Origin of the sequence: Nonomuraea sp. NPDC048892 (assembly GCF_040649735.1) — a bacterium.
Classification (GTDB): Bacteria; Actinomycetota; Actinomycetes; order Streptosporangiales; family Streptosporangiaceae; genus Nonomuraea; species Nonomuraea maheshkhaliensis.
Genome location: NZ_JBEZFZ010000006.1, coordinates 140,545 through 166,161, shown reverse-complemented (window position 1 = coordinate 166,161; position 25,617 = coordinate 140,545). Strand labels below are relative to the sequence as shown.

Sequence of the window (25,617 nt, the reverse complement as noted above, 5' to 3'; positions counted from 1 at the left end):
CGCGTAAAGCCTCCCGCGACCCTCGCGGACACCCTTGAAACCACCCCCCCTGGCTCACCCTCCGAGCAGCTTGGCCTCCACCGCCGGGTCGAGGCCCACGGCCGGGCGGTCGGGCCGCATGGGGGCCTTCCCGCCGATGCTCCGCAACCAGGCCCACGTGTCGGCGACGGTCTCCTCGACCGGCCTGACCTCCAGCCCGGCCGCCACCGCCTTGCCGACGTCGCCCCCGTACATGAAGTCGTAGCCCTCGCCCGTCAGCCAGAGCGGCAGCTCGGTCCACTGCCGCACCTCGGCCGCCAGCAACCGCTCGCCCTCGACCCAGCGCAGCTCGGCCCCCGACCCGGTCACCCGCGCACAGGTCTCCAGCAGCTCCCGCATCGTGGTGAACCCCGGCGGGCTCACCACGTTGAACGCCCCGCCGACGCCCCGCGCGGCCGCCCGCAGGCACCAGGCAGCCAGGTCACGGGCGTCGATGTACTGCAGCCCCGCCTCCGCCGGGCCGGGCGCGAGCACAGGCCCGCCCCTCGCCATCCGGGTCAGCCACCACGGCAGCCGCCCGACGTTCTCGTAAGGCCCGAGGATCAGCCCCGCCCTGGCCAGCAGCGCCCGATCGCCGAACGCGGCCACGGCCCCCAGCTCGGCCCCCGCCTTGTTGCGCGCGTAGTCGCCGTCACCGTCGCCGGCCGAGGCGGCCACCACGGGCGCGCTCTCGCCGGCCCCGAACGGCACGGGATCGGCGTAGACCGACCGGCTGGAGACGTAGACGTAGCGGCCGGCCCGCTCGGCCAGCAGCGCGGCCGTGTCTCTGACCACGACGGGCGCCCACGACCAGGTGTCGACCACGACGTCCCACTCGCCGCGCTCCAGCGCCGCCAGCCCGCCGGGAGCCGACCGGTCGCCGCGCAGCGCCGTCACCCCCGCGGGCGGAGCGTGGCTGCCCCGGTTGAAGACCGTCACCTCCCACCCCATGGCCACGGCCTCCTCGACGACCGCCCGTCCCACGAACTCCGTACCGCCCAGCACCAGGACCTTCATGACCCTCACCCTGCCCGCCGCAGCCCGACGGCGGAACCCGTGCACGCCGTCAGCGGAATCGCCCGGAGCGGAATGTGCGGAGAGTAGCCGCCGCGCGCTCAGCCTCCGGCGAAACCCCATGTTGCGAAGCCTCGCGGCGGGTAAAGGTCACACACAGTGATGCTGTGTGGAGGGTGGGATGGGATGTGCGGCTGTTTCCCCGCTCGATCCGGGCACGCCTGACCATGTTGGCGGTCCTGGTGGCGGGCGTCGTCCTCATCGGCTCGGCCTTCCTCACGCTCGGCATCGTGCCCGACAGCCTGCGCGGCGTCGTCCACGGCGGGGTCGAGCTGGCCGTACGCCGGGTCGCCATCGAGGCCCGCGACGGAAACCTGCCCCCGCAGCTTGAGCCGCCGGCCCGCGTACCGCTGCTCCGGGCGGTCGCGGAGGACGGCCGGGTGGTCGCGAGCAGCCCTTCGTTCCCCGAGGCGGCGCGGGTCACGGCGGCGCTGCGGCCGCGCACGTTCGACCGGGTCGAGACCACCAGGATCGAGCTGACCAGGCACCAGGAGGACACCGAGACCAACCACCTGGTCAAGGCCATGCGGGTGCGCACGCCCGACGGCCCCGTCACCGTGTACGGGGCCTCCTCCCTCGCTGACGTGGAGCGCGGCCTGATGGTGATCCACCTCATGGTGTTCCTCGGCATCCCGCTCATCCTGGCGCTGATCGGCGGCATCACCTGGGCCGCGGTCAGGGGCGCCCTGCGCCCGGTCGAACGCATCAGGGCCGAGCTGGCCGAGATCACCGGGCGCGACCTGAGCAGGCGCGTCCCCGTACCCGCGACCGGCGACGAGATCGCGGGGCTGGCCGTCACCACCAACCACACGCTCGACCGTCTTGAACGCTCCGCCGAGACCCAGCGCCGCTTCGTCGCCGACGCCTCGCACGAGTTGCGCAGCCCGGTCTCGGCCCTGCGCGCCCAGCTGGAGGTGGCCGGCGCCTACCCCGGCGAGACCGACTGGCCGGTCGCCGGGGCGCGCGCCCTGGCCGCCGCCGACCGCCTCACCGGCATCATCGACGAGCTGCTGATGCTGGCCAAGCTCGACGCGGGCGCGATCGTCCATCGTGAGGTGGTGGACATGTGCGCGCTGGTCACCGACCAGGTACGCCGCCGCGAAGGCGGAAAGATCCCCATTCATGCGCAGTTGTACGGGGAGGCCCCGGTCTTCGGCTCGTCGCTGCAGCTCGACCGGCTCCTGACCAACCTGCTCGACAACGCCGCCCGGCACGCCGCGATCCGCATCGACGTCGAGGTGACGGTACGGGAGGACCGGGTGGTGCTGACGGTGACCGACGACGGCGACGGCATCGCGCCGCAGGACAGGGAGAGGGTGTTCGAACGGTTCACCCGGCTGGAGGCGGCCAGGGCGAAGGACAAGGGCGGCAGCGGCCTCGGCCTGCCCCTGTCGAGGGAGATCGCCACCGCGCACAAGGGCACCCTCACCGTCGCCGACCACGAGCCCGGCGCCCGCTTCGTCGCCGTCCTGCCCCTGTATCAAGCCTGAGCGCCGTTCGTCCTGCCCCGCACCCGGCGGTCTGGCGCCGCATCGGGCCTAGACTCGGCGGAATGGATCTGCGTGAGCTCGCCGACGAGATCGAGCCGATCTCGGCCCGCTACGCGAGCAGCATCGGGGTCGAACGCGACGACGCCTGGTTCCTGCTCAAGCTGCAGGAGGAGGTGGGCGAGCTGACGCAGGCGTTCCTCATGCTCACCGGCCGGGCCAGGACCAAGGGCCGCACCGAGGAGGAGCGCGACGCCGACTTCCGCGCCGAGCTGGCCGACGTACTGTGTCACGTGGTCCTCTTAGCTCGTCAGCACGGCGTGGACCTGGAGGCGGAGATCGAGCGCAAGTGGCTGGTCTGGAAACGATGAGGGCCCGCCTCCTGACGGAGGCGGGCCCTCGCTCGGTGAGACCGGTCAGTCCACCACGGTGATGCGGTTCGTCGCCGGAGGGGCGATCGGGTTGTCGCGGCCGAGCTGCTCGACGAAGGCGTCGATGTCCAGCGGCCCGCTCCACAGCTCCGTGCCCTCGGTGAAGGCGAGGAAGGCGTCACCGCCGCCGACCAGGAAGTTGTTGGCGGCGACCCGGATCGTCTGGGTGTCCGTCACCGGCACCCCGTCGATCTTCATGTCGGAGACCTTGGAGCCCCAGGCGGCGCCCCGGCTGTAGGTGTAGGTGAAGTTCGCCGACGGCTGCAGGATCTTGGTGAAGGCCTGGTTGTTCGGCCCGCCGGTGAACTGCTGCTCAAGCAGCGTCTTGAGCTGGGCGCCGGTCAGCGTGACGACCTGCATCAGGTTGTTGAACGGCTGCACGGTGAACGCCTCGCCGTAGGTGACGACGCCGTCCCCCTCGTTCGCGGGGGAGCCGGCGAACGCCAGCGACGCCCGTACGCCGCCCGGGTTCATCAGCGCGATCTGCGCGTTGCCGCCCGTCCGCGTGGCGGCGAGCTGGCCGTCGGCGATGAGGTTGCCGAGCGGCGACTCGCCTGACGGCGCGGCCGTGTTCGTGATGTCGGCGCTGATCGTCCCGACCGCCCGGTTGGCGACGGGCGCGACGCGGTCCTTCCAGGTCTGCACGAACGCCGAGATCTCGGGGTCGGCGGTGACCGTACGGGTCACGACGTGGTTGTCCGCGACGACCGAGGCGCGTTCGACGTCCCGCGTCTTGGTGTTCACCTTCAGGTCGACCTGCGTGATGACGCGCCCGAACGAGCCGCCCTGGGAGTACAGGCGGTCCTTGCCGGCCGGGTCCTTCACCTTGCACAGGTACGCCTGGTGGGAGTGGCCGCTCAGGATGAGGTCGATCTCGGCGTCCACCTGCGTGGCGATGCGGTTGCCCGCTCCCGGGACGGCGCTGCAGGCGTCCGGCGACTGGCCGGCGGTGACCTGGTCACCCTCGTGCACGAGGACGACCTGGGCCTTCACGCCCACCAGCCTGAGCAGCTTGGAGGCCACGTTCGCGGCCTTGACCTCGTCAACGAACTTGAGGTCCTTGATCCCCTCGCTCGTGACGATGCTCGGCGTCGTCTGCGTGACCAGCCCGATGAAGCCGATCGGCACGCCGTTCATCCACTTGATGCTGACCGGCGGCAGCGCGGGCACGCCCCAGTCGGCCAGGGCCTGCTTGACCTCGGCCGAGTTCGACCCGCCGAGTGCGGCCAGCGCGTCGGTGCGCTCGCGGGGGTTCTTGAACAGGACGTTCGCGCCCACGTAGTCGAACTTGGCGCCCTTCCACTTGCCAGCCGGCGAGCAGCCGTCGACCGGGTGGCAGCCGCCGTTCATGATGCGGCGCAGCTCGGCGTAGCCCTCGTCGAACTCGTGGTTGCCGACCGCGGCCACCTTGAGCCCCAGCTTGTCCATGAACTCGACCGACGGCTCGTCGTGGTAGGCCGCCGAGACCAGCGGCGTCGCCCCGATGAGGTCGCCCTGGGCGACGGCGATGGTGTTCCTGTCGGTCAGGCCCTTCATGTGCGTGGCGACGTAGGCCGCGCCACCGGCGTCGACCGTGTTGCCGTTCTCGTCCACCATGCGGCCGGAGGATCCGGTCGGCGGTTCGAGGTTGCCGTGGAAGTCGTTGAGCGCGAGCAGCCGGACGGGAACCGTCTTGGGGGCTTTGCCCGCGTCCGCCGGAAGGGTGGTGAACAGGACCCCACCCGTGGCGACGGCTCCGGCCAGCGCCAGCCGGAGGAAGGAACGAGACGTCATGGCCCAAGACGTTACGGCGGGAAGCTATGCAGCCAATGTCGCAAAGGTAACGATTTGCCGGGCTGCTGCATGGCGTTATTTGCCAGTCGGACGCCTAGAGTTCGTTCTGTGACTGCGCGCGTGGAGATCAGAGAACGGCTGGATGACCAGGAGATCGACAGAGTGCTCGCCCTGGTGGCGGCGGCGACGGAGACCGACGGCGTCCGCCCGCTCAACGAGCACGTGATGCTCCATCTACGGTACGGCGGCGACGCGCAGGCGCGTTCGCTGCTGGCGTACGCGGATGACACTTTGGTGGGTTATGCCCACGTCGACCCGACCGACGAGGTCGAGGGGCCGAGCGTGGAGCTGGTCATCCATCCGGCCCATCGCCGCCACGGCCACGGCACGCGCGTGCTGCGCACGGTCATGGAGCTGACCGGCGGCAGGCCCCGGCTGTGGGCCCACGGAGACCACGCCGGCGCCGGCGCCCTCGCCGCCGCCTTCGGCTTCGACCGGGTGCGGTCCCTGTGGCAGATGCGGCGTTCCCTGTTCGCGCCGCTGGCCGCGTACACGCTGCCCAAGGGCGTGAGCCTGCGCACCTTCGTGACCGGGCAGGACGAGGAGGCCTGGCTCAAGGTCAACGCGGCCGCCTTCGCCCACCACCCCGAGCAGGGCGCCTGGACGATGGACGACCTGCTGCGGCGCGAGCAGGAGCCCTGGTTCGACCCCGAAGGCTTCTTCCTGGCCTTCAGGGACGAACGCCTCGTCGGCTTCCACTGGACGAAGATCCACGGCTCGTCCGACCACGGCCACGAACCGCTGGGCGAGGTGTACGTGGTCGGCGTCGACCCCTCCCAGCAGGGCACCGGCCTGGGCAAGATCCTCACCCTGGCCGGGCTGAGCCATTTGCGCTCGCGCGGTCTCGCCCAGGCGATGCTGTACGTGGACGAGACCAACACGGCGGCGATCCGGCTGTACGAGTCCCTCGGCTTCAACCGGTGGGACGTGGACGTGATGTACGCGCCGGCGGAGTGAACTGAACGTGAGTGGACCTGTCACCCTTCCACGATGGCGTGCAGGACGAAGTAGGACAGAGCAGCCACCAGCGCGGCCGCGGGGATCGTCAGGATCCACGCGGTCACGATGTTCCCCGCGACCCCCCACCGCACGGCACTGAGCCGCTTGGTGGCCCCCACGCCCATGATCGCCGAGGTGATCGTGTGCGTGGTGGAGATGGGTGCGCCGAAGCCGATGGCGGCCCCGTACAGGACGGTCGCCGCCGCCGCCTCCGCGGCGAACCCCTGGGGCGGGTCCAGCGCGATGATGCGCCGGCCCAGCGTGCGCATGATGCGCCAGCCGCCCGCGTACGTACCCAGAGAGATCGCCCCCGCGGCGGCGAGGATGACCCACTGCGGGATGCTGTCCGTCGGCTGCGCGAAGCCGCCGACGGTGAGGGCCAGAAAGATGACGCCCATCGTCTTCTGCGCGTCCTGCAGCCCGTGCCCGAGCGCCATGGCGGCGGCCGAGACGGTCTGCGCGTAGCGGAAGCCGCGGTTCGTCTTGCCCGGCTGGCTGTTGCGGAAGATCCAGTAAATTGCGATCATGATCGCCGCGGCGAGGGAGAACCCGATCAGCGGCGAGAGCACCATCGGGATGACGACCTTCTCGACCACACCGTCCCAGTGCACCACGGTGGCCGAGGCCAGCGCGGAGCCCACCAGGCCGCCGATGAGCGCGTGGCTGGAGGAGGAGGGCAGGCCGAAATACCAGGTGATCAGGTTCCACGTGATCGCCCCGATCAGCCCCGCGGCCACGACGACCAGGCCGTGCGAGCCGTCGGGAGCGTCGATGATGCCCTTGCCGACCGTCTGCGCGACCTGGGTGCCCAGGTGGGCGCCGATGAAGTTCATGGCCGCGGCCATGAACAACGCGGCCCTGGGGGTTAGGGCCCGGGTCGAGACGGAGGTGGCGATGGCGTTCGCCGCGTCGTGGAAACCGTTGGTGTAGTCGAAGATCAGGGCTATGACGACCACGCCAATGACGAGGCCGAGCGTGAGGTCCACCGCTGGTCCTAGCTTTCCTTGACCGCGATCGACTCGACGGTGTTGGCCACGTGCTCGAAGGCGTCGGCGGCCTCTTCGAGCGCGTCGACGACCTCCTTCATCTTCATCACCGTGAGGGCGTCGTACTCACCGCTGAACAGCTTGGCCAGCAGCCTTCGGTAGACCTGGTCGCCCTGGTTCTCGAGCCGGTTGACCTCGATCCAGTACTCGTTGAGGTTCTTCATCGAACGCAGGCGCGGCATGGCCTCGGCGGTCAGCTCCGCCGCCCGCTCCAGCACTTCGACCTGCCGGACGACGTCCTTGGGCAGGTGGTCGATCTGGTAGAGCACGATGAGGTCGGAGGCGGCCTCCATCGCGTCCATGACGTCGTCGAGGTTCGAGGCGAGCCGGTAGATGTCCTCGCGATCGAACGGGGTGATGAAGCTCTCGTTGAGCCGGTTCATGATCGCATGGGTGCGTTCGTCACCGGCGTGCTCGCAGGCGCGCATCTTCTCGGCCAGGGCTTCCCGGTCCGAGCCGTCACTGATGATCTCGACCAACAGACGGGATGCCGTGACCAGGTTGTTCGCGGAGTCGGCGAACAGGTCGTAGTAGCTGTCCTCACGTGGCGTGAGACGCAGGCGCACGTCGTTCTCCAGATGTGCGGGGATGGTCCGTGGAAGAGGTTATGGCTAACCAGGCGAAATGCGAACTTCATGTCACCTTCGCCTAATGGCTACCCGGCGTATGTTGTGCGACACCGCGAATCCGCGTAGTTTCCGGGCTTTCTCTGCAGCTCGAACCACTTCGAGAGCCGGTCAGAACACCTCGCGCGCGGGCGATGCCCTGCTCTTGGTCACCTACTTGTTCCGCTGATGTTCACCTGCTGTTCATCTAGTGCGGATCTTCTGATTCAGATCTTTGTCCGATGGAAGTTCCGGTACGACCGGGACGGGGTCGGCCCCCGCTGACCCTGATAGCGCGAACCGTACTTGCTGGACCCGTACGGATGCTCCGACGGGGAGCTGAGCCGGAACACGCACAACTGCCCGATCTTCATCCCCGGCCACAACTTGATCGGCAACGTCGCCACGTTCGACAACTCCAGCGTCACATGCCCGTTGAACCCCGGATCGATGAACCCCGCCGTCGAATGCGTCAGCAACCCCAGCCTCCCCAGCGAACTCTTCCCCTCCAACCGCGAGGCCAGATCGTCGGGCAGGCTGACGACCTCGTAGGTGGAGGCCAGCACGAACTCCCCCGGATGCAGGATGAAGGGCTCGTCCCCGCTCGGCTCCACCATCCGCGTAAGATCCGGCTGCTCGACCGCGGGGTCGATGTGCGGATATTTATGATTTTCGAAGACCCGGAAGAAACGGTCGAGCCGTACGTCGATGCTGGACGGCTGGATCATCTCCGGGTCGAACGGATCCAGAGCCAGCCGGCCGGAGTCGATCTCGGCAAGGATGTCACGATCAGATAGCAACACGGGGAGCAACTTACCGGTCGGGTGGGGATGGGGTGCGAAGTTGGGTGGGGCTGGGATTGCTGAAGTGCGCCAAGTTTCCGCTAGAGTGGGGGGACGCGCCTTCGGGCCGCACGCGGGTGTAGTTCAATGGTAGAACATCAGCTTCCCAAGCTGACAGCGCGGGTTCGATTCCCGTCACCCGCTCTCAGTGTGAAAGCCCAGGTAGACCGATGGATTCGGTACCTGGGCTTCGTTGTTTTCTAGAGCTGCTGATCTTCGCGTGCCATTAGCGTGCCATTAGGGCTCGTGGTCATCCGGCGGGAACCAGCAGGCCGGGCGGGTTGTCGTCGTCCTCGTCGCGTGCCCGTTCGTGCCCGATCAGGTGCTTGTCGATGGCTTCGGTGATCAGTTTGTCGGCTCCCCGGACGGCGTGCTGATAGATCATCGCGGCGCGGACGTTGTCGTGTCCCATGCGTGCCATGAGGTCTTTGAGGCCCGCGCCCGAGTCGGCCGCGATCATGTTTCCCGTGTGACGGAGATCATGGAAGTGCAGACCCGGAACACCGATCGCTTTCACTGCCTCGATCCATCCCGAGAGCTTGTTGAACCCGCTCCGGCGCATCGGACCGCCCTTGACCCCGGTGAAGATCAGCGCTCCCGCGTCAGGCTTCACGTAGAGCCGCAGGTGTTCCTTCAGGGCCGGGATGATGGCCTGCGGAATGCCGACGATGCGCTTGCCCGCCTTGGACTTGGGCGGACCAAGGATCAGCTCGCCAGTGGAGCGTTCCACATAAGCCAGGCGAACGCGGACCGTATCCGCGTCGAGGTCGAGGTCCGCTCGGGTCAGAGCGGTGATCTCGCCCCATCGCAGGCTCGCGAAGGTGGCCAAGAGCACGAAAGCCCTGTACCGCCGATCGTGCGTGCAGTCGGCCTGACCGGTGCCGATCATCCGCCACAGCGCCCGCTCGGCTTCTGCTCGCGTCGGGAAGACCTCCGGGTAGGTCCGCATCTCCCCATGCCGCTGGAACCGGATGCGGTGCCCCGCACCTCTCTTGAGCCCTCGGATGCTGCCCACTGGGCGGCGCCCGACCTTGTCAGCCAGCTCGAAGACCTGCCCCACGGACAGGACCGGTCGCTCTTCGGCGTGCTCGTCGCCGGCCCCGCGGATCCGGCACGGGTTGCGGGAGATGATCCGGTCGTCCTCGGCCGCCGTCATGAGCACGGCGCGAAGGAGCCGGTACGCCTTGGCCGCCATGCTCACCGAGACGCCCTTGCCGAGCAGGTCCGCCCGCCACTGCCGGATCATCGCCGTGGAGAGCTTGCCGAGTGAGACGTTGCCGAGATACGGCGTGATGTGCTTCTTGAGCAGCCAGCGATAGAGGTCGATCGTCCTCGGCCGCAGTCCGGGGCGCTGGTCGATCCAGGTTGCCGAATACTCTACGAGCTTGACCTTGGCGCGCTCGGGGTCGGTCCACGTCCCGGCGAGAATCTTCCCCTCGATCAGGATCAGCGCCCGGTCGGCGTCGCCCTTGCGCTCGTAGGTGTCCTCACCCGTCCTGATCCGCCCGTCCGGTCCGGGATAGCGGATCTGGAACCGCCCCGAAGGCAGCTTGCGGATGTTGCCGAAACGACGGTGGTTGTCCTTGTTCGCCATCAGGCGGCCCTCCCGGTTGCGTCGAAGGTCGTCATGGGCGCGACGGTCCCGGCGACGACGAAGGCGATCAGTGCGGACTCTCGGATGCGGACGTGCCGCCCGACCTTGACGAACTCGATCCGGCGTTCGGCGATCAGTCGGCGGACGAAGCGAACCGAGGTGCTGAGCAGGTCGGCCGCTTCCGGGACGGTGAACAGTTGGTCCAAGATCTCCTCCTCTCAGGCTGCCTGCGGAGTTGCCGAAAGTTCTTCAAGCCGTCTCAGGTGAGCGCGCCATCGCTGGCGTTCGGCGATGGATCGAAGGAGCCGGACGCCGATCGGCGAGACATCGGGATCGCCCGGCCTGACCGGCTGCCAGACGTAGCGGTGCGGGTCGGTGGGCTCGTCGGCCTGGCCGAGTGCTTCCAGGACCCACGTACGGCGGTCCTGCTTGTGTTCGGCGAGGGTCTTGTTGCTCCACTTGCGGGAGACGAGGACCCGGCGACCGGCGTAGCCGAGGTGTTCAGGCTTGTGTGCCTTGGACCGGCAGCAACCGGGAACCATCCCCGGCTTGGCAATCTTGGGCTGCACGCCGTACCGCAGCCAGTTCGGGCAGGTCGGCGAGCACGGCTCGTAGCGCAGGGCATCCATGAAGCGGGCCGCGTGATCACGCTGGGCCTGACCGTCCAAGTTCTCGCCGAGGCTCTTCGTCAGGTACTTGGACAGGTACCGGATGCACTGGTCGGCGTCCGGCGACCCGGCGAGCACACCTTTCACGTCCACCTGATCGCCGAAGCGGATCACGTGCATGGGCTCGTCGCCGAGTTGGTCGAGAGCTTCGTCCCAGGTGGGCAGGACTTCGCCCGTGTCGGGGTCCACGTAGCCGTCGTTCCAGATGGGCAGTCGGTCACCCTCGAAGCGGGCTTCATCCGCCTGAGGCCACCAGACCTGGTGATAGGTGGCCGCCGCGATCTGCTTCATCTCGGCACGCGGCAGGGTGCCCCGGACGGCCATGTGCAGGTGCGGAGCGAGCCGCTTCTGAGGCTCCACCGTGGCGAAGTACTGCACGTCGTAACCAGCGACGCGGCGAAGGTTCTGTACGAACCGGTCCACGAGCTTGGAGAAGTGCAGCGCGTCACGAGCCGCCCGGACGTAGTCGTACGTGTCCGGATCGACGGGAGCGCCGTTCATGACCTTGCCGTAGCTCGGCAGGGTGAGGGTGACGAACAGGGAGGGCCGGTAGGTCCTGCCGTCCGCCGCCTCGAAGGTCCGGCCGAGGGTTGTGCTGGCCATCTTCCGCTTGGGCAGGTCGGGCGCGTCCTGGCGGCGCTTGGTTGAGCGGACCCGCTTGGATCCCGTACGGCCCAGCACGTACCCGCGCATGCCGGCCTCGTTGATCTCGATGTCGAGCCCGGTGAGCACGGCGTCCAAGTCGGAGGTGTCGCCGCCAGCCTTCTCCTCCGCGTCGCGCTTGGCCTGCATGTCGGCCCGGAACTCGACGAGCCGGCGTTGCCCATCGGTCGCCTCGTCGGGCGTGATGATCGGCTCCTCATCGAGGTGCCATCCCTCCCGGCACTGCGCCATCCGGAGCTGCCGGTTGCGCTTGGCGCACGGATGACACTTGCTCTCCAGCGGTGAGCCGCACGGGACATCGACGACCTCGGACTTGCCGGTCGTCATGTCGAGCCGCCTGAGCGCGACGGGCCGGATGCAGACGCCGTGAAGCTTGGCGATCTCCTCGGCCACGTCGCGGGCGAGCGGTTGAGCCATGCGGACAGCGCGCGGAGTCTTGCGGTCGGTCAACGGACCTCCTCTCCGATCTCGGGGAACGTGAGCGCGGTCTGTCCGCACTCGGAGCACTCGACCAGGCCACGCATCGGGTCGAGCCACAGGGCGTTCAGCACGGCGCACGAAGCGCAGCGAAGGCCGTCGAGGAAGTGAGCCAGCGTCATCGGACCTCACCGGCCATCGCGCGGATGTCGTCGTCGGAGACGTACGCGGCGCGGACGCGAATCGGATCGGGACTGGCCTCCAGCCGCACGTATCCGACGCCAGCGCCACGTTCCGGACGAGGAGAGATACGGTCGGCCAGCGCGCCGCGATCTCCTGCGCCGTCACCGAGCACCATGTCCACCTGCTCCGACTCGTCGAGCCGCAGGGCGATCTTGTCCGGGAAGAGGTTGCGGATGTTCATGACCTCCTTGCGAGGGTCCTGGAGGGCCGCCAGGACGCCCACGCCGACCGCGCGTCCCTGAGTGGTCAGCGTGGCCAGAGCAGCGGAGATGCGCTGCCTGAGCTGCCTGTCGGACTGGTAGGCGGTAAGGAACGCCACCTCGTCGACCACGACCAGGACGAAGGGGTCGTCGAGAGTAGGTGTGTGGGACCGCTGAACCCCGGCGAAGCGAGCCGCACGCTTCTGCATGACGCTCACCGCCTCGTCGAGCAGGTCAGCGCAGTCGGCGGGATCGGCCGCGTACCGTCCGCCGAAGAGAGCCTTGCCGTACGACAGCTCCATCAGCTTCGGGTCGAGCGCCCAGATCTCGACCAGGCCCGCGTGCATCGCGGGTATGAGCCCACGAATCGCCGACCAGATGATGGAGCCCTTGCCTGCCTCTGTGGCCCCGGCGACGAGGACATGAGTCCCATGCAGCCGGAGGAGCCACGGCGAGCTGTCCTCTCGCCTGCCGATCTCGACCGGTCCGACCGTCGGTGTGTCCGGGATGGGAAGCGCGGCTATCGGCGTGGCAAGCGGATCGTGCCGTGGAAAGGTCAGCACGAGCTGACCGGCCTTGGCCACCGCCACCCGGCAACTCTCCGACCCGAAGCCGTGGGACAGGTTCTCGATCCTGTCGGACCAGTCCTTGACCGCCTGGCCGTCGAGCATGCGGACGGTGAGCCGGTCGGCCCAGGAGTTCGAGGTCACCTTGACCAGCCGCGGAACGTACTCCCGTCCGCGTATGTGCCGAGCAAGCCCGGCGACGGTCATGACCGGTTGCCAGTGCCGCCGGTAGATCCAGAACCAGCGCGCGAAAGCGTGCAGTCGCCAGCCGATCCATCGCATGAATGTCGGCCGGTCGAGGACCGCCCAGGTGCCCAGGGCGACGAGAGCAGGAACGACGAGCAGCAGCGCAGCGCGCCAGCCGTACACCAGGCAGAGACCGGCGGGAACCGCGATCGCCGCCAGAGCGATGGGGTGCCGCCAGGTCAGCCGGAAAAGGCCGGCCACGAACCGGGCGATGAAGATGACCAGAGTGATGATGGCCGGGGTCTGCACCACGGCCGGTTTGAAGACCACCGCCGTGTCGGGCGTGGTCGAGACGATGCGGTGCGGCTCGTCGCCGGGCATCCTCTTGAACATTAGGGTGAAGTCCTTCCATGCATGTCGCGTGTGTGCGGAAGACCGAGGGGCCGCCGGAAGTTGCCGCTTCCTGCGGCCCCGCTGAGCATCAGGCCGCCTCGCCGTCGGTGGCCTTGTGTGACTGGTCGGAGTGCAGTCGCTCGCAGTCGGCGAGGTACCGAGCGGCGGCGTTGAAGATCTCGCGAGCAACGGTCAGGTCGTCGTCGGTCACCGGCCCCGAGGTCGAGACGGTCACCGAGGCGTCCGAGGTGTCGAGGTCGAAGCAGGGCTTGTCGTTCTCCCCGAGCCAGGCGCGCGCCCGCAGCTCCGCCGAGCAGAAGGCGACAGTGAACCGCGACCGCTGATCGGGACCCATGGAGACGGTGACGTAGGTGTACGGGCTGAGCGTCATCGACCCGTCACCCCAAGGCCGTTCGGCAGGCCGTGGAACATGCGCTCCACCGCTCCGGCGAACATGGCGGCCTCTCGCGCCAGGGTCCGAGCGAACTCGACGTCGTCGGAGGTGACGTGATCGGTGGCCGACGTGGTGACGAGCACCTGCGTACCGCCGAAGACGAGCCCCAGGACCGGTGAGCGCTGCGGATACGGGTGATTTCGCACGTCAGCGCCCTGGCCGACCTTGAGCGCGATCGTGCTGCCCGGACGAGGCTTCTGCCGCCTCATCACGCCGCGTCCTTAGCAGCGGCCTGCGCCTTACCGGTCGGACGAGGAGCGCGCATCTCGCGAACCTTGATCGAGTACGCCAGCCGTCCGGCCTGGTTGACGTAGGGCGTTGCGGTCATGTGGTCGAACTCGACCGGCGTGAACGGCAGCCCGGCCATCGGAGCCGGAGGTACCGGCTGCACCGGGCTGAGGATCTTGACGGACACGGTCTTCTGAGCCGCCTTGAGCGTGGGGTCGGCGTCCATGACGCTGACCTGCCAGACGAGCTCTCCACTCTGCTTGTCGCGGGTCTGGACGAAGCGCCCGTTGGTCGAGGCGTCGAAGTCCTTGACGGGCTCGACCTCGCCCACGATGTAGCAGCCGTGCGGGAAGACCATGTCGAACGTGACGGGGATGGGACCTTGCAGTGCCATGAGGCTTGCTCCTAGCTTGTCGTCTTGTCGCTAACTCGTCTTGTCGAGTTGTCATGAAGGTACCCGCAGCTCAGGGACTTGACAACACGAGTTAGCGGGATTTCTTCAAGATCTTTATAACGCTAGAAGAAATGCACACATAAGCCACATGGCGAACCGGATCAATTCCTGACATAGCAAGGAAAGCAGTAATGCGAGAATATCCCGGCTTAGGCCGAGTGTTGCGAAATGGGGGAGCTGTGGGGCAGGCTCTGAATCAGAGCGAGTAGGAGTCTTCCAACTCGTGAAGATCGCCCGGCAGCACTAGATCTACAACAAGCACGGGCCGTCCGCCGCCGTTGAACACGCTGGCCAGCACTCCGAGAACCGGCGCGCTCTTGCGCATCTCCATGAGCTTGGCTTCGTCCGCCGAGGGGTGCCGAGCGCTCAGCCGTTCGACGACGTGTTGCAGCTTGAGACTCTTGCTCTCTCGAAGATGTTCTCTGATGCCGGCGTGGAGAGGCTCCGCCTCGCCGAGCTGCGTTCCCTCAGCCTGATGCGCCGGACACCACACGGTGAACAGGTCTGTCGGACGCTCGTTAGCGCGGAAGAGAACACGGCGCCGTACGACCGTGGATCCCTCCGGCACGTCCAGCAGTTTGGCGACTGCCGCAGAGGCCGCCACGGGTCCGGCGTCGATGACCGTGCTGTTCTCGTCGGCTTCCACGCGATCCAGGACGGCCCGTCCCGGACGGGGATTCTGGCTGGACGCGCCCGGTGGGGCCGCCTTCACGAAGGAGCCCTTGCCATGCTCCCGCTCGATGACGCCGCGGAGCTGGAGAACCTGGAGGGCGCGGACGACCGTTGGACGGCTCACCTTGAAGTCTCGAACAAGCTGCGTCTCAGAGGGCAGCAGAGAGCCAGGAGGATAGGTCCCGTCCGCGATCTTCTGCCTGATCGTCTGCACGATCTGGGCGTACTTCGGTGGCGCGAACTCTTCAGAGGACATGACGACCATCCAACAACTCGACTTGTCGTTAAGCCTAGTTGGAGTTGGACAGCCTGTCGCCCCCTCTGCCGTAGGAAGCGTACGGACTGGTGGAGGGACTGTCCGACTGCGCTACGGCAAGCCCCTCCACCAGCTCCAAGACACGACGGTTCAGCACCCCTGAACTCGCCTTCCGTCGTGCCCGCCTATTGAGCCCCGCCGTCGAGAAGGGCGACCCAGACTTCACACGCTTCCTTGTAGTGCCAGCGATAGGTCTCGTGAACCTGCTGCACGACGCCGTCACGGCGTTCGGTCCGGAGGATGTAGAAGAGACCGGCCTCACGACACAGCTCGTAGACCACGTCCTCGCAGTCGCAGGTGTACGCGATCACGCGTAGGGAGTCCTGCTCCAGTGCGGCCTCCCGCCATACCAAGCGCATACAGTCCGTCCGAGGTGGGGCGACATGAGGAGCGAGGCAGCCAACGTAGATGTTCACAGCAGCGCACCCGCCTGTCCGGTCCCGTTGCACCGCCAGCAGTCGTCCTGGTGGCGCTCGTCGATGGCGGCCTCGGCCGGATACTCAGCCGCCACAACGCTCTGGCGAAGGCTGACGTACTTCCAGCCCCGTCCTGAGCAGGAGCTACATGGCGCAGTCATGCAACGAGGATTGCCCGAGGACATGTCACGTCTCGATCGCTCCTGGATACCGTCTGTGATCGACTCGTTTCTTTTCGTCTCCTCTTTGTCTCGTCCGAGCCCGTCTCTGTCGCTAATCTGGCCTCATATGGCACCCCAGCCCGAGGCGCGGATCATGACTGATCAGCCGATCCTGTTGAAGACCCTCCTGACGCAACGCCATTGGCAGACGTACAGCACGTTCTGCAAGGAGTACGACAAAGCGGCCAAGAAGGTGGACCCGTCATTGCAGGGCGGCTGGCCGAGCCGGGCACAGCTCCACCGATGGCTGAACGGCGAACTCAAGGGCTTGCCGTACTCGGGCCACTGCCGTGTCTTGGAGGCGATGTTTCCTGGCAGGACGGCGCACGAGCTGTTCGCCACGGCTGCCGTCGAGATCCCCGCTCAGAGAACAGAGCCAGACCCAGCCAGGAGCGCCGGCCCCGATGTCGCAGTCACCGCCCCGGCGTTGGCTGACGTGACCGCCGTCTTCAGTAGCCGTTCGGCCTTCTCTTCCGCTTATCCAGCCTCGTCGCTGTTCGATGACGCGAAGGAGATCAACGCAGCGGGCCTGTCGCTCAACATCCTCTGCCAGGGCTACCCCGACCATCAGCTCAAGCGCCTGCTCGACTCCGGCACGCGCATCTGCTGCCTCTTCCTCGACCCGAAGGGCCAGGCGATCCGCGCCCGCGAAGCAGAAGAGGGCTACACCGACAGCACCCTGACGACCCTCACAGCGCTCAACATCAGCATGCTGACGAGACTGCGCGATCGGCTCGACACCACGTCGGCCCAGCGCCTCGAACTCCACGTTTACGACGACACGATCCGCTTCAACCTGATCATCGTGGACCGGGCGTTGTGCGTGGTCCAGCCGTACCTACCGGCGGCACGCGGAGTCGATTCGCCTACGTTTGTGATCACGGACAACACCGCAGCAGAGGGGCTGTTCCCCATCTTCGACCAGGTGCTCAGAGATATGTGGGAGCGGAGCAAACCTGTATGACCATCGACGCCCGGACTCTCCTCCCCATCGCTGAGCGCGCCGTGTCGATCGCCAGCGAGATCATCCGCACCAAAGCTCCCGGCGTCATCACGGCCAAGGGAGATAGGGACATGGCGACGGAGGTGGACTACGCAGTAGAACAGGCCGTACGGGAGTTTCTGTCCCGTGAGTCGCCCGAGATCGGATTCCTGGGTGAGGAGGAAGGCGTCAGCCATCGGGGCGACGGCCTGATGTGGGCGCTGGATCCCGTGGACGGAACAGCCAACTTCCTGCACGGCATCCCGCTCTGCGGTGTCTCACTCGGCCTGATCGACAAGGACACACCCACACTCGGCGTGATCGACCTACCGTTCCTCAACCTCCGCTACTTGGCCGCGGAAGGGGCCGGCGCAGTCGTCAACGGATCTGGAGTCTGTGTGAGCGATGCCCGAGAGTTGCAGACCGCGATCGTGGCTATTGGCGACTACGCCGTGGGTGAGAACGCCGACGAGCGCAACCGGCCTCGGCTCGCCCTGACCAAAGAACTCGCCGCTCGCGTCCAGCGCATCCGAATGTTCGGCTCAGCCGCGATCGATCTCGCCTGGGTGGCTGATGGCCGGATCGACGCCGTCATTATGCTCAGTAACAATCCATGGGATACGGCGGCAGGCGTTGTCGTCGCGCGCGAAGCTGGAGCTGTGGTTGTAGATAGGGACGGCAGTCCGCACACGATGGCCTCTTCGGCAACGATCGTTGCCGCCCCTAAGCTCGTAGGTGACATCGTGGAGTTGATCAACGAAGCACACTTGCCAACCGCAAATGAATATGCAGTGGAAAAGGGTGACTCGTATGAGCGCTGAACAGCCCGGTAGGCCCAGAGAGATAGAGTTTCAACTCTTTCTATTGGACCTCTTCAGAAGGGTTTTCACGGGTGAGGTGATCCATGAGGCACGCTTAACCCGTGGGGCCATGGTTGATTTCCTGATCGAAGAGTCCACCCCAAGCGGTTCACGAGCTATCCTCATTGAAGCCAAGCGGGAGACACCACAAACGGACCGACGCCTCAGGGAGGCTGTGGAGCAACTCAAGCACTATCGTTCGGCTTACCTGAAAGCTTATCCGGACCGGCCATCTCCCCGGATGGCCCTAGCTATACCTGATCCGCTCACCCCTGTAAGGCATGACCGTTTCCAGCAAGAGGGCATTGACGTGCTCTCGCGCGAATGGATCGAAGAACAGGCACGTAATCATGGCCTAGAAGACGAGGCTGCTCGGTTTCTTGATCCAGAAGGCCGCTACCACCGTCCGCGGGAGCAGGAGCTCGGTACGCAGCTCTTGAACAAGCTTAACAGGACTCCCGCCGGGAAGTCACACTGGGTTGAGTACCAATCCTTGTGTGCTCAAATACTCGCCTACCTGTTCTGTCCACCGCTTGAGGCACCACTTACGGAACATGCGACGGCTTCTAAAATAAACCGTCGAGACATGATCCTACCGAACTATTGTAACGATGATTTCTTTCACTTTCTCCGCAGTCATTATCGCGCAGATTATATTGTCGTGGATGCCAAGAACTACGCCAAGCTAGTTGGGAAAACGCAGGTGCTGCAACTCGCCAACTATCTGAGTCAGCACGGCGCCGGCCTGTTTGGATTGATAGTTACCAGGAGTGGTGCCGACCGTGCGGCCCGCTTAACTCAGCGCGAGCAGTGGCTCTATCATCACAAAATGGTCCTTGTGCTTATAGACGAGGATCTCCGGCAGATGATTGCGAGTAAGCAGTCAGGAGGTGATCCGACATCGCTTTTACGTCAGAAAATAGAAGATTTTCGGCTCTCTATATGAGTAACAAGGCTTTGCCCGCAGGGACGCCTAACGCGGTCAGTGCGCGTGGAGGACGGACACTGCCGAATTGCTCTTGTAGGTATCAAGGGCGGCGCTGCGCGCCGCCACGCGTCCCGCGCACGCCCGCACGCTGCGCGTGCGGCCTGGGGGCCGTTCTCGCGCGCGACGCGCGCGGGCCGCTACTCAGCGTTAGGCGGCTCGACCTCGGGCCTGGCCAACTCAACGTAGTCTTGCCATTCCCAAAACGACGGCTGGCGCCACAGCGGCTCGGTAGGACCAAACGAGACCGTAACTCCTGAAACTCTTCTCGTGTTCCACGGTGAGGTGTCCGGAAGCTCGTATGTGTAGTGGCCGCCGCCACCCACGATTTGCCGCAGAGCAAGCATGCTGCCAGGAGCCTCTAGATCGTGAGTCTCTGGCACCCATACCTTCCACCCTCCTGTCGCTGCGTTTGCAAGTGCGGGGCATATTCCGTTGACTAGCTGCCAGAAACCCCGCTGGTCGATCTCGTCGTAGATCACCAGTAGGACCGGCATAGCGTAGGAGGACCAGTAGCGCACATGCTTCTCTTTAGGTCGAAGCAACCAGCCACGGTCGCAAGGCTCCCTGAAATAGGTCTTCCTGCCTGACTTAATTTGGAGTCCGAGTAACTTGCCGGTGACCAAGTTGCCAACAGTGTCGTCAATGACGATCTCTACCTGCGCGTCTACACCGTAATCGGTAGCTTCGGGCAGTTCTCGGAACAGCCAGCCGAAGGTGTCGTCGAACACGCGCTGACAGTAGGTGACGCCCTGGCGTGACACCCGATGTCCTGGAGGTCGGTACACCTTGCCATCATGCATTGAAGCTGCCTCCGGCGGGGACGCTCCGGCTCCGGGATGATGGCCATAAGGCTCTGGAGACCGTAGATCGCTGAGGTGGAAGCCTGATCATCCCGCCCGCCATCGACCCGGGACAAGCCGAGCAGACCAGGGCCACGGGTACCAGATCGTTCGTCCGGTGGGGCGCTCCATCTGGTACCCGTGGCCCTGGCCCGCTTCCCCTTCGGGCGGGTCGACGGCAGACGGGATGATCAGGCGGGCGGCGTGTGCGCGTCGCGCGGGAAACACCAGGTCGCGGGCTGATCGTCGTGCCATTAGCGTGCCATTAAGGGCGGTGACGAGGGGGCAACCACGGTCACTCACGACCGGCCTCAGTCGCAGGTCAGCGTCCCTACGAGGCAAGATCCCTGCAATTCCCAAGCTGACAGCGCGGGTTCGATTCCCGTCACCCGCTCCAACCGCTTCCGGGGCCTCACTGCATGGCCTTCCACGTGGAGCGCTCCGCGCCCTGGTGTTCCAGACCGCGCCTCCCAGGGGGCTCCGCCCCCTTCGACCCCCTGAAAACCCCGCTCGCTTCGCTCGCCTTCGGGCCCGCCCATTGCCTGGTTACGCGGTGGGCTGGCTGATGCTCGCCCCGAACAAGCCTCGCTGACGCACGGATTGTCCCTTCCGGGTCTAGCCACCGGGTCGTTGCAAGATTGCCGCCCCTCCTCCCCTGGGCCGGCTGTCGATCTCGACGACGGATCACACAGCACGCCTCCGCCAGGCGTTCCAGCATGGGAATGGTCGACATGGTCCGCCTGCCTCGAAGCGTGCCAATGCCGGCTACTTCAGCCCAGTGCGCTCCGCCAGTTCAGCCGCGCCGCACGGACCGAACTCTCCGACCGGGATTGTCGCGCCGCCGCACAGATGCATCTCGTCACGGCGTAAGCACCACACGCGCTTGGGACGATCGCCGGTCCACGCAGCGTTCCTCTCTGCAGCTCTATGGAGAAAGTCGAAGGGGTGTCCCACCCCGCAGCTTCCGCGACAATCACCACGTGATTGATCACTACCGCAGTCTGTTCAGCCGGCAGCAGTGGTTTGAGGACGCCCTCTGTTGGACCGTGGTGCAACCCCTCGATGAAGAGATCACGGTGGACGATCTCCTGCGGTGGCTGAACGGAGGCCGTGATCCCGAGAAACGCACCATGGCGTATCCCGGAGAGGAGGCCGGTGAAGAGGACTTGCCTGTGCTCTTCGTCTACGAAGGTGAAGGAGCCTGGGGTTTCCTCGAGTTCTCCTACGGCTTCGCGACACCCGATCACATCCTCACCGAACTCAGCAAGGAGTCACGCGTGTGGATGACGACCTGGCACTTCAACGGGGGATACACGATGCTCCACGCAGCCGACGGCAAGATCCGGGCACGGATGCGGAACTTCATCTTCGCCGAGCACACCTGCCAAGAAGGTGATTTGAGTGTCCTGGCCGAGTTCCGTTCCATGCTCAAGGGCCTAGACACGGAGGATTACCGCGGCAAACGCAGCGCAGCGTTCGCCTTCATCGAGTCGTCCACTGGCATGGGTATCGAAGCCGAATGGCTGGACGTGGAAGAGGCACCCGTCTACATCCTTGACAACTGGAACGAGGTCTGAACCGCGGTGCTCGACTCCAGCGCTGGTCAACGCCAAGCCCACGCTTCCGGCGGGGCACTCCGTCTCCGGGATGATCGCCGTGCGGAGTGCTTGGGCCCTTTTAATTCGCATGTTGAAGATCCGCTGACTTCCAAGACACCTTCGTCGCGCCAGTGCCCCGACGCGCTGCCATACGGCTCACCAAGCAGGTACGAGGGCGGGCTTGCCAGCGGATCACCACGAGTATCGGTGGCTCACGCGGGCACTGGCAAGTACGTGCCCGCTGCGTGCCCGCTCGGGGAGCGACCAGCGGGGAGTCGCGGGGACTCACGGTCACTCGACCGGTATATGTCCACGTCAGCGTTTCCCCTGTTCAGAGGCCATGATTTCGAAAGGGTTCCCAAGCTGACGGCACGGGTTCGATCCAGTCACCTGCTCCAATCGCTTCCGAGCCTCACTGCATGACCTTCCACATGGGGCGCTTCGCGCCTTGGTGTTTCAGACCGTGCCTCCCAGGGAGCTCCGCCCCCTTCAAATCCCGGCCTGCTCGCTTCGCTGCCCGTTGCCTGGTTACACGATGAGCTGGCTGATGCCCGTTCCGAACAAGCCTCGCTGACGCTCGGATTGCCCCTTTCGGGCCTTCCCCGCCGGGTCGCCACAAGATTGCCACCCCAACGACCCTGGGCCGACTGTCGATCTCGACGACGGATCACACAGCATGGCCGTTCGCACGACTATCGGAGCAAGTCCCAAGCGCATGCCTGACCCTGTGGAACGCGTTTCAGCTCGGGAAACAGGCGTCGTGTCCTTGGCAGCGGTCGTCGCCTGCGCCTCCGGCCGGAGGGAGGCGAGCAATAGTCAAGACCTGTGGATCGTGAGTTCCTAGGCGGCTGTGGGGACGGGTGATTCTGTCGGGCGTTCGACGAGTTTGCCGCCGATGAAGGTGGCGCCGGCGCGGACCAGGGCGACCAGGTGGGCGCCGTTGACCGCGCGCCAGCGCCGCTGAGCGGACTCGATGAGCTTGAAGGCCATGGCCAGGCCGGCAGCGCGGGAGCCGGGGCCCTTGGTGACCTTGGTGCGGTGCCGGACGGTGGCGAACGTCGATTCGATCGGGTTGGTGGTGCGCAGATGGCGCCAGTGCTCGGCCGGGTAGTCGTAGAAGGCCAGCAGTTCCTCGGCGTCGTCGGTGACCTTGGCGACGGCCTTGGGAAACTTGGCGCCGTAGGCGGCCTCGAAGGCGGCGACCGCGGCCAGCGCGTGATCCTTGCTCTCGGCGTTCCAGATCTGCGCGAGGGCCTTCTTCGCTCCTGGGTGGGCGGACTTCGGGAGCGCCGACAGCACGTTGGCGATCTTGTGGAACCAGCAGCGCTGGGCTCTGGTCTGCGGGAAGACCTCGGCCAGCGCGGACCAGAAGCCGAGCGCGCCGTCGCCGGCCGCGAGCACGGGGGCGCGCATGCCGCGCCGGGCGCAACCGCGCAGCAGGTCGGCCCAGGATTCGGCCGACTCACGGTAGCCGTCGGTCAGCGCGATGAGTTCCTTGCGGCCGTCGGCGCGCACCCCGATCAGCACCAGCAGGCAGAGCTTGTGCTCCTCCAGTCGGATGTTGACGTGGATGCCATCGGCCCACACATAGACGTAGTCGACACCTGCCAGGTCGCGTCCGGCGAAGGCGCGTTGCTCGGCCTTCCACTGCTCGGTGAGTTTGGTGATGACCGGCGCCGACAGCCCGGCGCCGGAGCCGAGGAACTGACCGAGGGCCGGCACGAAGTCGCCGGTGGACAGGCCGTGCAGGTAGAGCAGCGGCAGCACCTCGGTGATGGCCGGACTCTTGCGGCACCACGGTGGCAGGATGGCAGAGGAGAAGCGCCGGCGTTGCCCCGTGGCCTCGTCGATGCGCTTGTCGTTGACGCGCGGGGCCTGCACCTCGATCGCGCCGCCGCTGGTCAGCACGGTGCGGGGCTGGTGGTGGCCGTTGCGGACGACCAGGCGGTGGCCGGCCTCGTCGCGTTCGTCGGCGAAGGCGGCGATGTAGGCGTCGACCTCGGCCTTGAGCGCTTCGGCGAGCATGCGGCGGGCGCCCTCGCGCACCAGCTCGTCGATCAGCGCCGGCGTCGGGGCCGGGGTGGCGGCGGCGTGGTCGCCGCTGGAGGGATCAGGGACTACGGTGAGCACGGGTGTGCCTTTCCGGCCGACGTTGGCGCGTCGGTCATGCTTGGTGGAATCACATGATCACCGGGAAGGTACACCCCTTTCCCGGTGATCCACAGGTCTCAAGCATTGCTCCGGCGAGCGATTGGTTCAGTGATCGGCACGCTGACGAGGCGGGATAGCGTCCACTTCAGGCCTGCCGGTTGACGTGAGGGTGGACTACCTCGACGAGAGCGGCGGCAGAGGTGATGACACCCAGGTCGTCAGCGCGGGCGAGGACAAGGCAAGTGGTGACCGTACAGTCGCTCGACCGGCGTATGCCCAGGTCGGCGTTTCCCCTGGGCGGTGGCTACGATCTTGAAAGAGCTCCCAAGCCGACAGCGCGGGTTCGATTTCCGTCACCAGCTCTCACCCTGAACGCTCAGGCGGGCCGATGGATTCGCCACCTGAAGTTACCTAGGGTTGTTGATCTCTGCGTGCCAATAGGAGGAGAGAGGTGTCCGGTGCACGAGCACTGCTGTGAGTTGATGGCTCGTCAGGTCACTTGGGAGTGCGATCGGCATCCGGATGTGTCCGACTGCCCAGATGCGCTGGTCAAGTTCGATGAGCGGTTCGTTGAGTACGGCTTACTCGTCCACGACGGTGGCAATTCCTTCATCGGCATCTCCTTTTGTCCCTGGTGCGGGACACGGCTGCCGGAATCCCAGCGGAACCGGTGGTTCGAAGAGCTGGAGGCGCTTGGGATCGACCCAGGGGACGATGCGATTCCGATCGAATATCGCGATGGACGCTGGCTGCAATCCTGATCTTGTTGAACCCGTTCCTGCGCATCGCGCCGCCCTTGATGGAACGCTTCGGCTCTGAGAGTGCGTTCCGCGAGCTGATGTCCCTTTCGTCGTTGGCGTTGCGATAGGCCGGCTGATCGGAGGCTTACCGGTCGAGCTATGGGCGTGGCTGAGTGAACAATCCCGGCTCGGTTTCGACAAGGATGCCGCGACCGGTCAGGCGTTTGAGCTTGGCGCGGAGGTTCTGAATGTCGTTGCGCGTCAGGGGCAGGTCCAGGGCCATGGCCAGCTCGCGGGCGCGCAGGGAACCGCCGACCTCGCCGAAGATGGCGAGAATCTGCTGGTAGGCGGGATGATTGGAGACTATCGGCGGCGCGGACGACTCGGCGGGAGTGGGGTCCTCCTCGGCGAGCGAGATGAGGGTCTTGCGGCTGATCCGCAGGTGCTCGACCTGCTCGCTGAGTTCGCTCAGACGTGCGGTCAGAGTGTCGATTTCCGCCTGGGTCTGCTCGATCTGGCCGGTCAGGATGTGCTCGCGGGCGTCGATCCGATCCAGGAGCCAGGTGCCGGGGTCGGGCGGGCGCCCGTCGGGCCTGGTCATGTCCACCGCTCAGGTGGGGCCGGGCCGCGGGTCAGGCGGCGGGACATGACATCGGTCATCGCCCAATACACCCGTGATTCGGAACTGGCCGGCAGGTGCTCGTAGTCGCGGACCAGACGGCGGTGGAACATCAAGATGCCGTACGTCTGCTCGACGACCCACCTCCTGGGCTGGGGAACGAACCCCTTGCCGGCAGGGTTACGCTCGACGATCTCCACATCGATGCCCAGGCCCGCGCCATGCGCGACGACGGCCTGTTTGAACCCCTGGTCGACCAGCGCCTTGGTCACCGTGCCCTCGGTGGTGGCGGCGACCCGGTCCAGCAGCGCGATCCCGGCGGCGTTCTCATGCGCTGAGGCGGCCAGCATGACCACGGCGATGACCAGGCCCAGCACGTCCACCGCCAGACCGCGTTTGCGGCCCGGCACGCGCTTGGCGGCGTCTTTTCCGGTGGTGGAGGCGGGGACCCCGGCCGCGACGCGGACGCTCTGGGTGTCCAGCACGACCAGGCTCGGGTCGGCTAATCGCCTCTTCTTCTCGCGCAGATGCCAGCGCAGCAGGTCGTGAATGGTCTTGTCGGTGCCGTCGTCGCGCCACTTGGAGAAGTAGTAGTACGTCGCGCTCTTGGGCGGCAGGTCATGCGGGAGGTAGTCCCATTGCACGCCGGTCCGCCCCTGGTAGCGGATGGCGTTGACGATCTCGCGTAACTCGTAGTTGCCCTCGTGACCGCTGACGGACGGGTGCGCGGCCTTCCACGCCGTGAGCACCGGCTCGATCAATGCCCACTGCGCGTCGGATAAGTCGCTCGGGTATGGCTTGCGCTCAGTCACTC

Annotated in this window: 28 protein-coding genes and 1 tRNA gene; 9 read left to right on the top strand and 20 right to left on the bottom strand. The window is 66.2% G+C overall.

Annotation, left to right across the window (positions count from 1 at the left end):
* Nucleotides 1–54 precede the first annotated feature (54 nt).
* Nucleotides 55–1,035 carry an NAD-dependent epimerase/dehydratase family protein gene (locus AB0C28_RS21765; protein ID WP_357845855.1) on the bottom strand — a complete coding sequence of 327 codons (981 nt, stop codon included), beginning with the start codon at nt 1,033–1,035 and terminating at the stop codon, nt 55–57.
* Between the two features lie 185 nt (nt 1,036–1,220).
* Between AB0C28_RS21765 and AB0C28_RS21760 the strand changes: the two genes are divergently transcribed.
* Both AB0C28_RS21760 and AB0C28_RS21755 read left to right on the top strand, forming a co-directional pair.
* Nucleotides 1,221–2,582 carry an ATP-binding protein gene (locus AB0C28_RS21760; protein WP_357845853.1) on the top strand — a complete coding sequence of 454 codons (1,362 nt, stop codon included), beginning with the start codon at nt 1,221–1,223 and terminating at the stop codon, nt 2,580–2,582.
* Between the two features lie 62 nt (nt 2,583–2,644).
* Nucleotides 2,645–2,950: a MazG nucleotide pyrophosphohydrolase domain-containing protein gene (locus AB0C28_RS21755; RefSeq protein ID WP_357845852.1), complete on the top strand. Its 306-nt coding sequence runs from the start codon at nt 2,645–2,647 to the stop codon at nt 2,948–2,950.
* 45 nt (nt 2,951–2,995) lie between these two features.
* On the opposite strand, the gene AB0C28_RS21750 is transcribed toward AB0C28_RS21755, so the two are convergent.
* Nucleotides 2,996–4,783: a bifunctional metallophosphatase/5'-nucleotidase gene (locus AB0C28_RS21750; protein WP_358076740.1), complete on the bottom strand. Its 1,788-nt coding sequence runs from the start codon at nt 4,781–4,783 to the stop codon at nt 2,996–2,998.
* A gap of 108 nt (nt 4,784–4,891) precedes the next feature.
* Between AB0C28_RS21750 and mshD the strand changes: the two genes are divergently transcribed.
* On the top strand, nt 4,892–5,800 hold the full coding sequence (gene mshD, locus AB0C28_RS21745; protein ID WP_357845849.1) for a mycothiol synthase: 909 nt from the start codon (nt 4,892–4,894) through the stop codon (nt 5,798–5,800).
* Nucleotides 5,801–5,820: 20 nt separating this feature from the next.
* On the opposite strand, the gene AB0C28_RS21740 is transcribed toward mshD, so the two are convergent.
* The 3 genes from AB0C28_RS21740 to dcd all read right to left on the bottom strand — a co-directional run bounded on the left by AB0C28_RS21740 (nt 5,821) and on the right by dcd (nt 8,296).
* On the bottom strand, nt 5,821–6,828 hold the full coding sequence (locus tag AB0C28_RS21740; RefSeq protein ID WP_357845847.1) for an inorganic phosphate transporter: 1,008 nt from the start codon (nt 6,826–6,828) through the stop codon (nt 5,821–5,823).
* An 8-nt stretch (nt 6,829–6,836) separates the two neighbouring features.
* On the bottom strand, nt 6,837–7,454 hold the full coding sequence (locus AB0C28_RS21735) for a DUF47 family protein (RefSeq protein WP_106243913.1): 618 nt from the start codon (nt 7,452–7,454) through the stop codon (nt 6,837–6,839).
* 266 nt (nt 7,455–7,720) lie between these two features.
* Nucleotides 7,721–8,296 carry a dCTP deaminase gene (dcd, locus tag AB0C28_RS21730; RefSeq protein WP_357845845.1) on the bottom strand — a complete coding sequence of 192 codons (576 nt, stop codon included), beginning with the start codon at nt 8,294–8,296 and terminating at the stop codon, nt 7,721–7,723.
* 112 nt (nt 8,297–8,408) lie between these two features.
* On the opposite strand from dcd, the gene AB0C28_RS21725 reads away from it, so the two are divergent.
* Nucleotides 8,409–8,479 (top strand) — tRNA-Gly (locus AB0C28_RS21725).
* 106 nt (nt 8,480–8,585) lie between these two features.
* Here AB0C28_RS21725 and AB0C28_RS21720 read toward each other — a convergent pair.
* The 11 genes from AB0C28_RS21720 to AB0C28_RS21670 all read right to left on the bottom strand — a co-directional run bounded on the left by AB0C28_RS21720 (nt 8,586) and on the right by AB0C28_RS21670 (nt 15,966).
* Nucleotides 8,586–9,929 carry a site-specific integrase gene (locus AB0C28_RS21720; protein WP_358076737.1) on the bottom strand — a complete coding sequence of 448 codons (1,344 nt, stop codon included), beginning with the start codon at nt 9,927–9,929 and terminating at the stop codon, nt 8,586–8,588.
* Complete coding sequence (locus AB0C28_RS21715; RefSeq protein ID WP_347649153.1) at nt 9,929–10,135, bottom strand: helix-turn-helix domain-containing protein; 207 nt, start codon at nt 10,133–10,135, stop codon at nt 9,929–9,931. The genes AB0C28_RS21720 and AB0C28_RS21715 overlap by 1 nt, the downstream gene beginning before the upstream one ends.
* Nucleotides 10,136–10,147: 12 nt before the next feature.
* On the bottom strand, nt 10,148–11,677 hold the full coding sequence (locus tag AB0C28_RS21710) for a replication initiator (protein ID WP_358077381.1): 1,530 nt from the start codon (nt 11,675–11,677) through the stop codon (nt 10,148–10,150).
* 29 nt (nt 11,678–11,706) lie between these two features.
* Nucleotides 11,707–11,859 (bottom strand): hypothetical protein, encoded by a 153-nt coding sequence (locus tag AB0C28_RS21705; protein ID WP_358076734.1) that lies wholly within the window; start codon nt 11,857–11,859, stop codon nt 11,707–11,709.
* The gene (locus tag AB0C28_RS21700; RefSeq protein WP_358076731.1) at nt 11,856–13,265 is read right to left on the bottom strand and encodes an FtsK/SpoIIIE domain-containing protein; all 1,410 of its coding nucleotides are present in this window, start codon (nt 13,263–13,265) and stop codon (nt 11,856–11,858) included. The genes AB0C28_RS21705 and AB0C28_RS21700 overlap by 4 nt, the downstream gene beginning before the upstream one ends.
* A gap of 88 nt (nt 13,266–13,353) precedes the next feature.
* Nucleotides 13,354–13,656, bottom strand: coding sequence for a hypothetical protein (locus tag AB0C28_RS21695; protein ID WP_358076728.1), 303 nt, complete (start codon nt 13,654–13,656; stop codon nt 13,354–13,356).
* Nucleotides 13,653–13,928 carry a hypothetical protein gene (locus tag AB0C28_RS21690; protein WP_358076725.1) on the bottom strand — a complete coding sequence of 92 codons (276 nt, stop codon included), beginning with the start codon at nt 13,926–13,928 and terminating at the stop codon, nt 13,653–13,655. Before AB0C28_RS21690 ends, AB0C28_RS21695 begins: the two co-directional genes overlap by 4 nt.
* Nucleotides 13,928–14,341: a plasmid replication, integration and excision activator gene (locus AB0C28_RS21685; protein WP_358076723.1), complete on the bottom strand. Its 414-nt coding sequence runs from the start codon at nt 14,339–14,341 to the stop codon at nt 13,928–13,930. Before AB0C28_RS21685 ends, AB0C28_RS21690 begins: the two co-directional genes overlap by 1 nt.
* A gap of 256 nt (nt 14,342–14,597) precedes the next feature.
* Nucleotides 14,598–15,329 (bottom strand): GntR family transcriptional regulator, encoded by a 732-nt coding sequence (locus AB0C28_RS21680; RefSeq protein WP_358076720.1) that lies wholly within the window; start codon nt 15,327–15,329, stop codon nt 14,598–14,600.
* Between the two features lie 185 nt (nt 15,330–15,514).
* Nucleotides 15,515–15,700 carry a hypothetical protein gene (locus AB0C28_RS21675; protein ID WP_358076717.1) on the bottom strand — a complete coding sequence of 62 codons (186 nt, stop codon included), beginning with the start codon at nt 15,698–15,700 and terminating at the stop codon, nt 15,515–15,517.
* Between the two features lie 101 nt (nt 15,701–15,801).
* Nucleotides 15,802–15,966 (bottom strand): hypothetical protein, encoded by a 165-nt coding sequence (locus tag AB0C28_RS21670; protein ID WP_358076714.1) that lies wholly within the window; start codon nt 15,964–15,966, stop codon nt 15,802–15,804.
* A gap of 154 nt (nt 15,967–16,120) precedes the next feature.
* Between AB0C28_RS21670 and AB0C28_RS21665 the strand changes: the two genes are divergently transcribed.
* The 3 genes from AB0C28_RS21665 to AB0C28_RS21655 are packed head-to-tail and all read left to right on the top strand — an operon-like array spanning nt 16,121 to nt 18,814.
* Nucleotides 16,121–16,990, top strand: coding sequence for a DUF5919 domain-containing protein (locus AB0C28_RS21665; RefSeq protein ID WP_358076710.1), 870 nt, complete (start codon nt 16,121–16,123; stop codon nt 16,988–16,990).
* Nucleotides 16,987–17,829, top strand: a complete 843-nt coding sequence (locus AB0C28_RS21660) for an inositol monophosphatase (RefSeq protein ID WP_358076707.1) — start codon at nt 16,987–16,989, stop codon at nt 17,827–17,829. The genes AB0C28_RS21665 and AB0C28_RS21660 overlap by 4 nt, the downstream gene beginning before the upstream one ends.
* Nucleotides 17,819–18,814: a hypothetical protein gene (locus AB0C28_RS21655; RefSeq protein ID WP_358076704.1), complete on the top strand. Its 996-nt coding sequence runs from the start codon at nt 17,819–17,821 to the stop codon at nt 18,812–18,814. The genes AB0C28_RS21660 and AB0C28_RS21655 overlap by 11 nt, the downstream gene beginning before the upstream one ends.
* A gap of 179 nt (nt 18,815–18,993) precedes the next feature.
* Here the strand turns inward: AB0C28_RS21655 and AB0C28_RS21650 are convergent, their stop codons facing one another.
* Nucleotides 18,994–19,656, bottom strand: a complete 663-nt coding sequence (locus AB0C28_RS21650; protein ID WP_358076701.1) for a DUF4365 domain-containing protein — start codon at nt 19,654–19,656, stop codon at nt 18,994–18,996.
* Nucleotides 19,657–20,675: 1,019 nt separating this feature from the next.
* On the opposite strand from AB0C28_RS21650, the gene AB0C28_RS21645 reads away from it, so the two are divergent.
* Nucleotides 20,676–21,272 (top strand): hypothetical protein, encoded by a 597-nt coding sequence (locus AB0C28_RS21645; protein ID WP_358076698.1) that lies wholly within the window; start codon nt 20,676–20,678, stop codon nt 21,270–21,272.
* An 861-nt stretch (nt 21,273–22,133) separates the two neighbouring features.
* On the opposite strand, the gene AB0C28_RS21640 is transcribed toward AB0C28_RS21645, so the two are convergent.
* Complete coding sequence (locus AB0C28_RS21640) at nt 22,134–23,354, bottom strand: IS256 family transposase (protein ID WP_358077378.1); 1,221 nt, start codon at nt 23,352–23,354, stop codon at nt 22,134–22,136.
* Nucleotides 23,355–23,902: 548 nt separating this feature from the next.
* On the opposite strand from AB0C28_RS21640, the gene AB0C28_RS21635 reads away from it, so the two are divergent.
* Entirely contained in the window at nt 23,903–24,205 is a 303-nt protein-coding gene (locus AB0C28_RS21635) for a hypothetical protein (protein WP_357845812.1), read from the top strand.
* Nucleotides 24,206–24,341: 136 nt separating this feature from the next.
* Here the strand turns inward: AB0C28_RS21635 and AB0C28_RS21630 are convergent, their stop codons facing one another.
* Together AB0C28_RS21630 and AB0C28_RS21625 are read right to left on the bottom strand one after the other, a co-directional pair.
* Entirely contained in the window at nt 24,342–24,785 is a 444-nt protein-coding gene (locus AB0C28_RS21630; RefSeq protein ID WP_358076695.1) for a hypothetical protein, read from the bottom strand.
* Nucleotides 24,782–25,615: an IS5 family transposase gene (locus AB0C28_RS21625; protein WP_358076692.1), complete on the bottom strand. Its 834-nt coding sequence runs from the start codon at nt 25,613–25,615 to the stop codon at nt 24,782–24,784. Before AB0C28_RS21625 ends, AB0C28_RS21630 begins: the two co-directional genes overlap by 4 nt.
* Between the last annotated feature and the right edge of the window lie 2 nt (nt 25,616–25,617).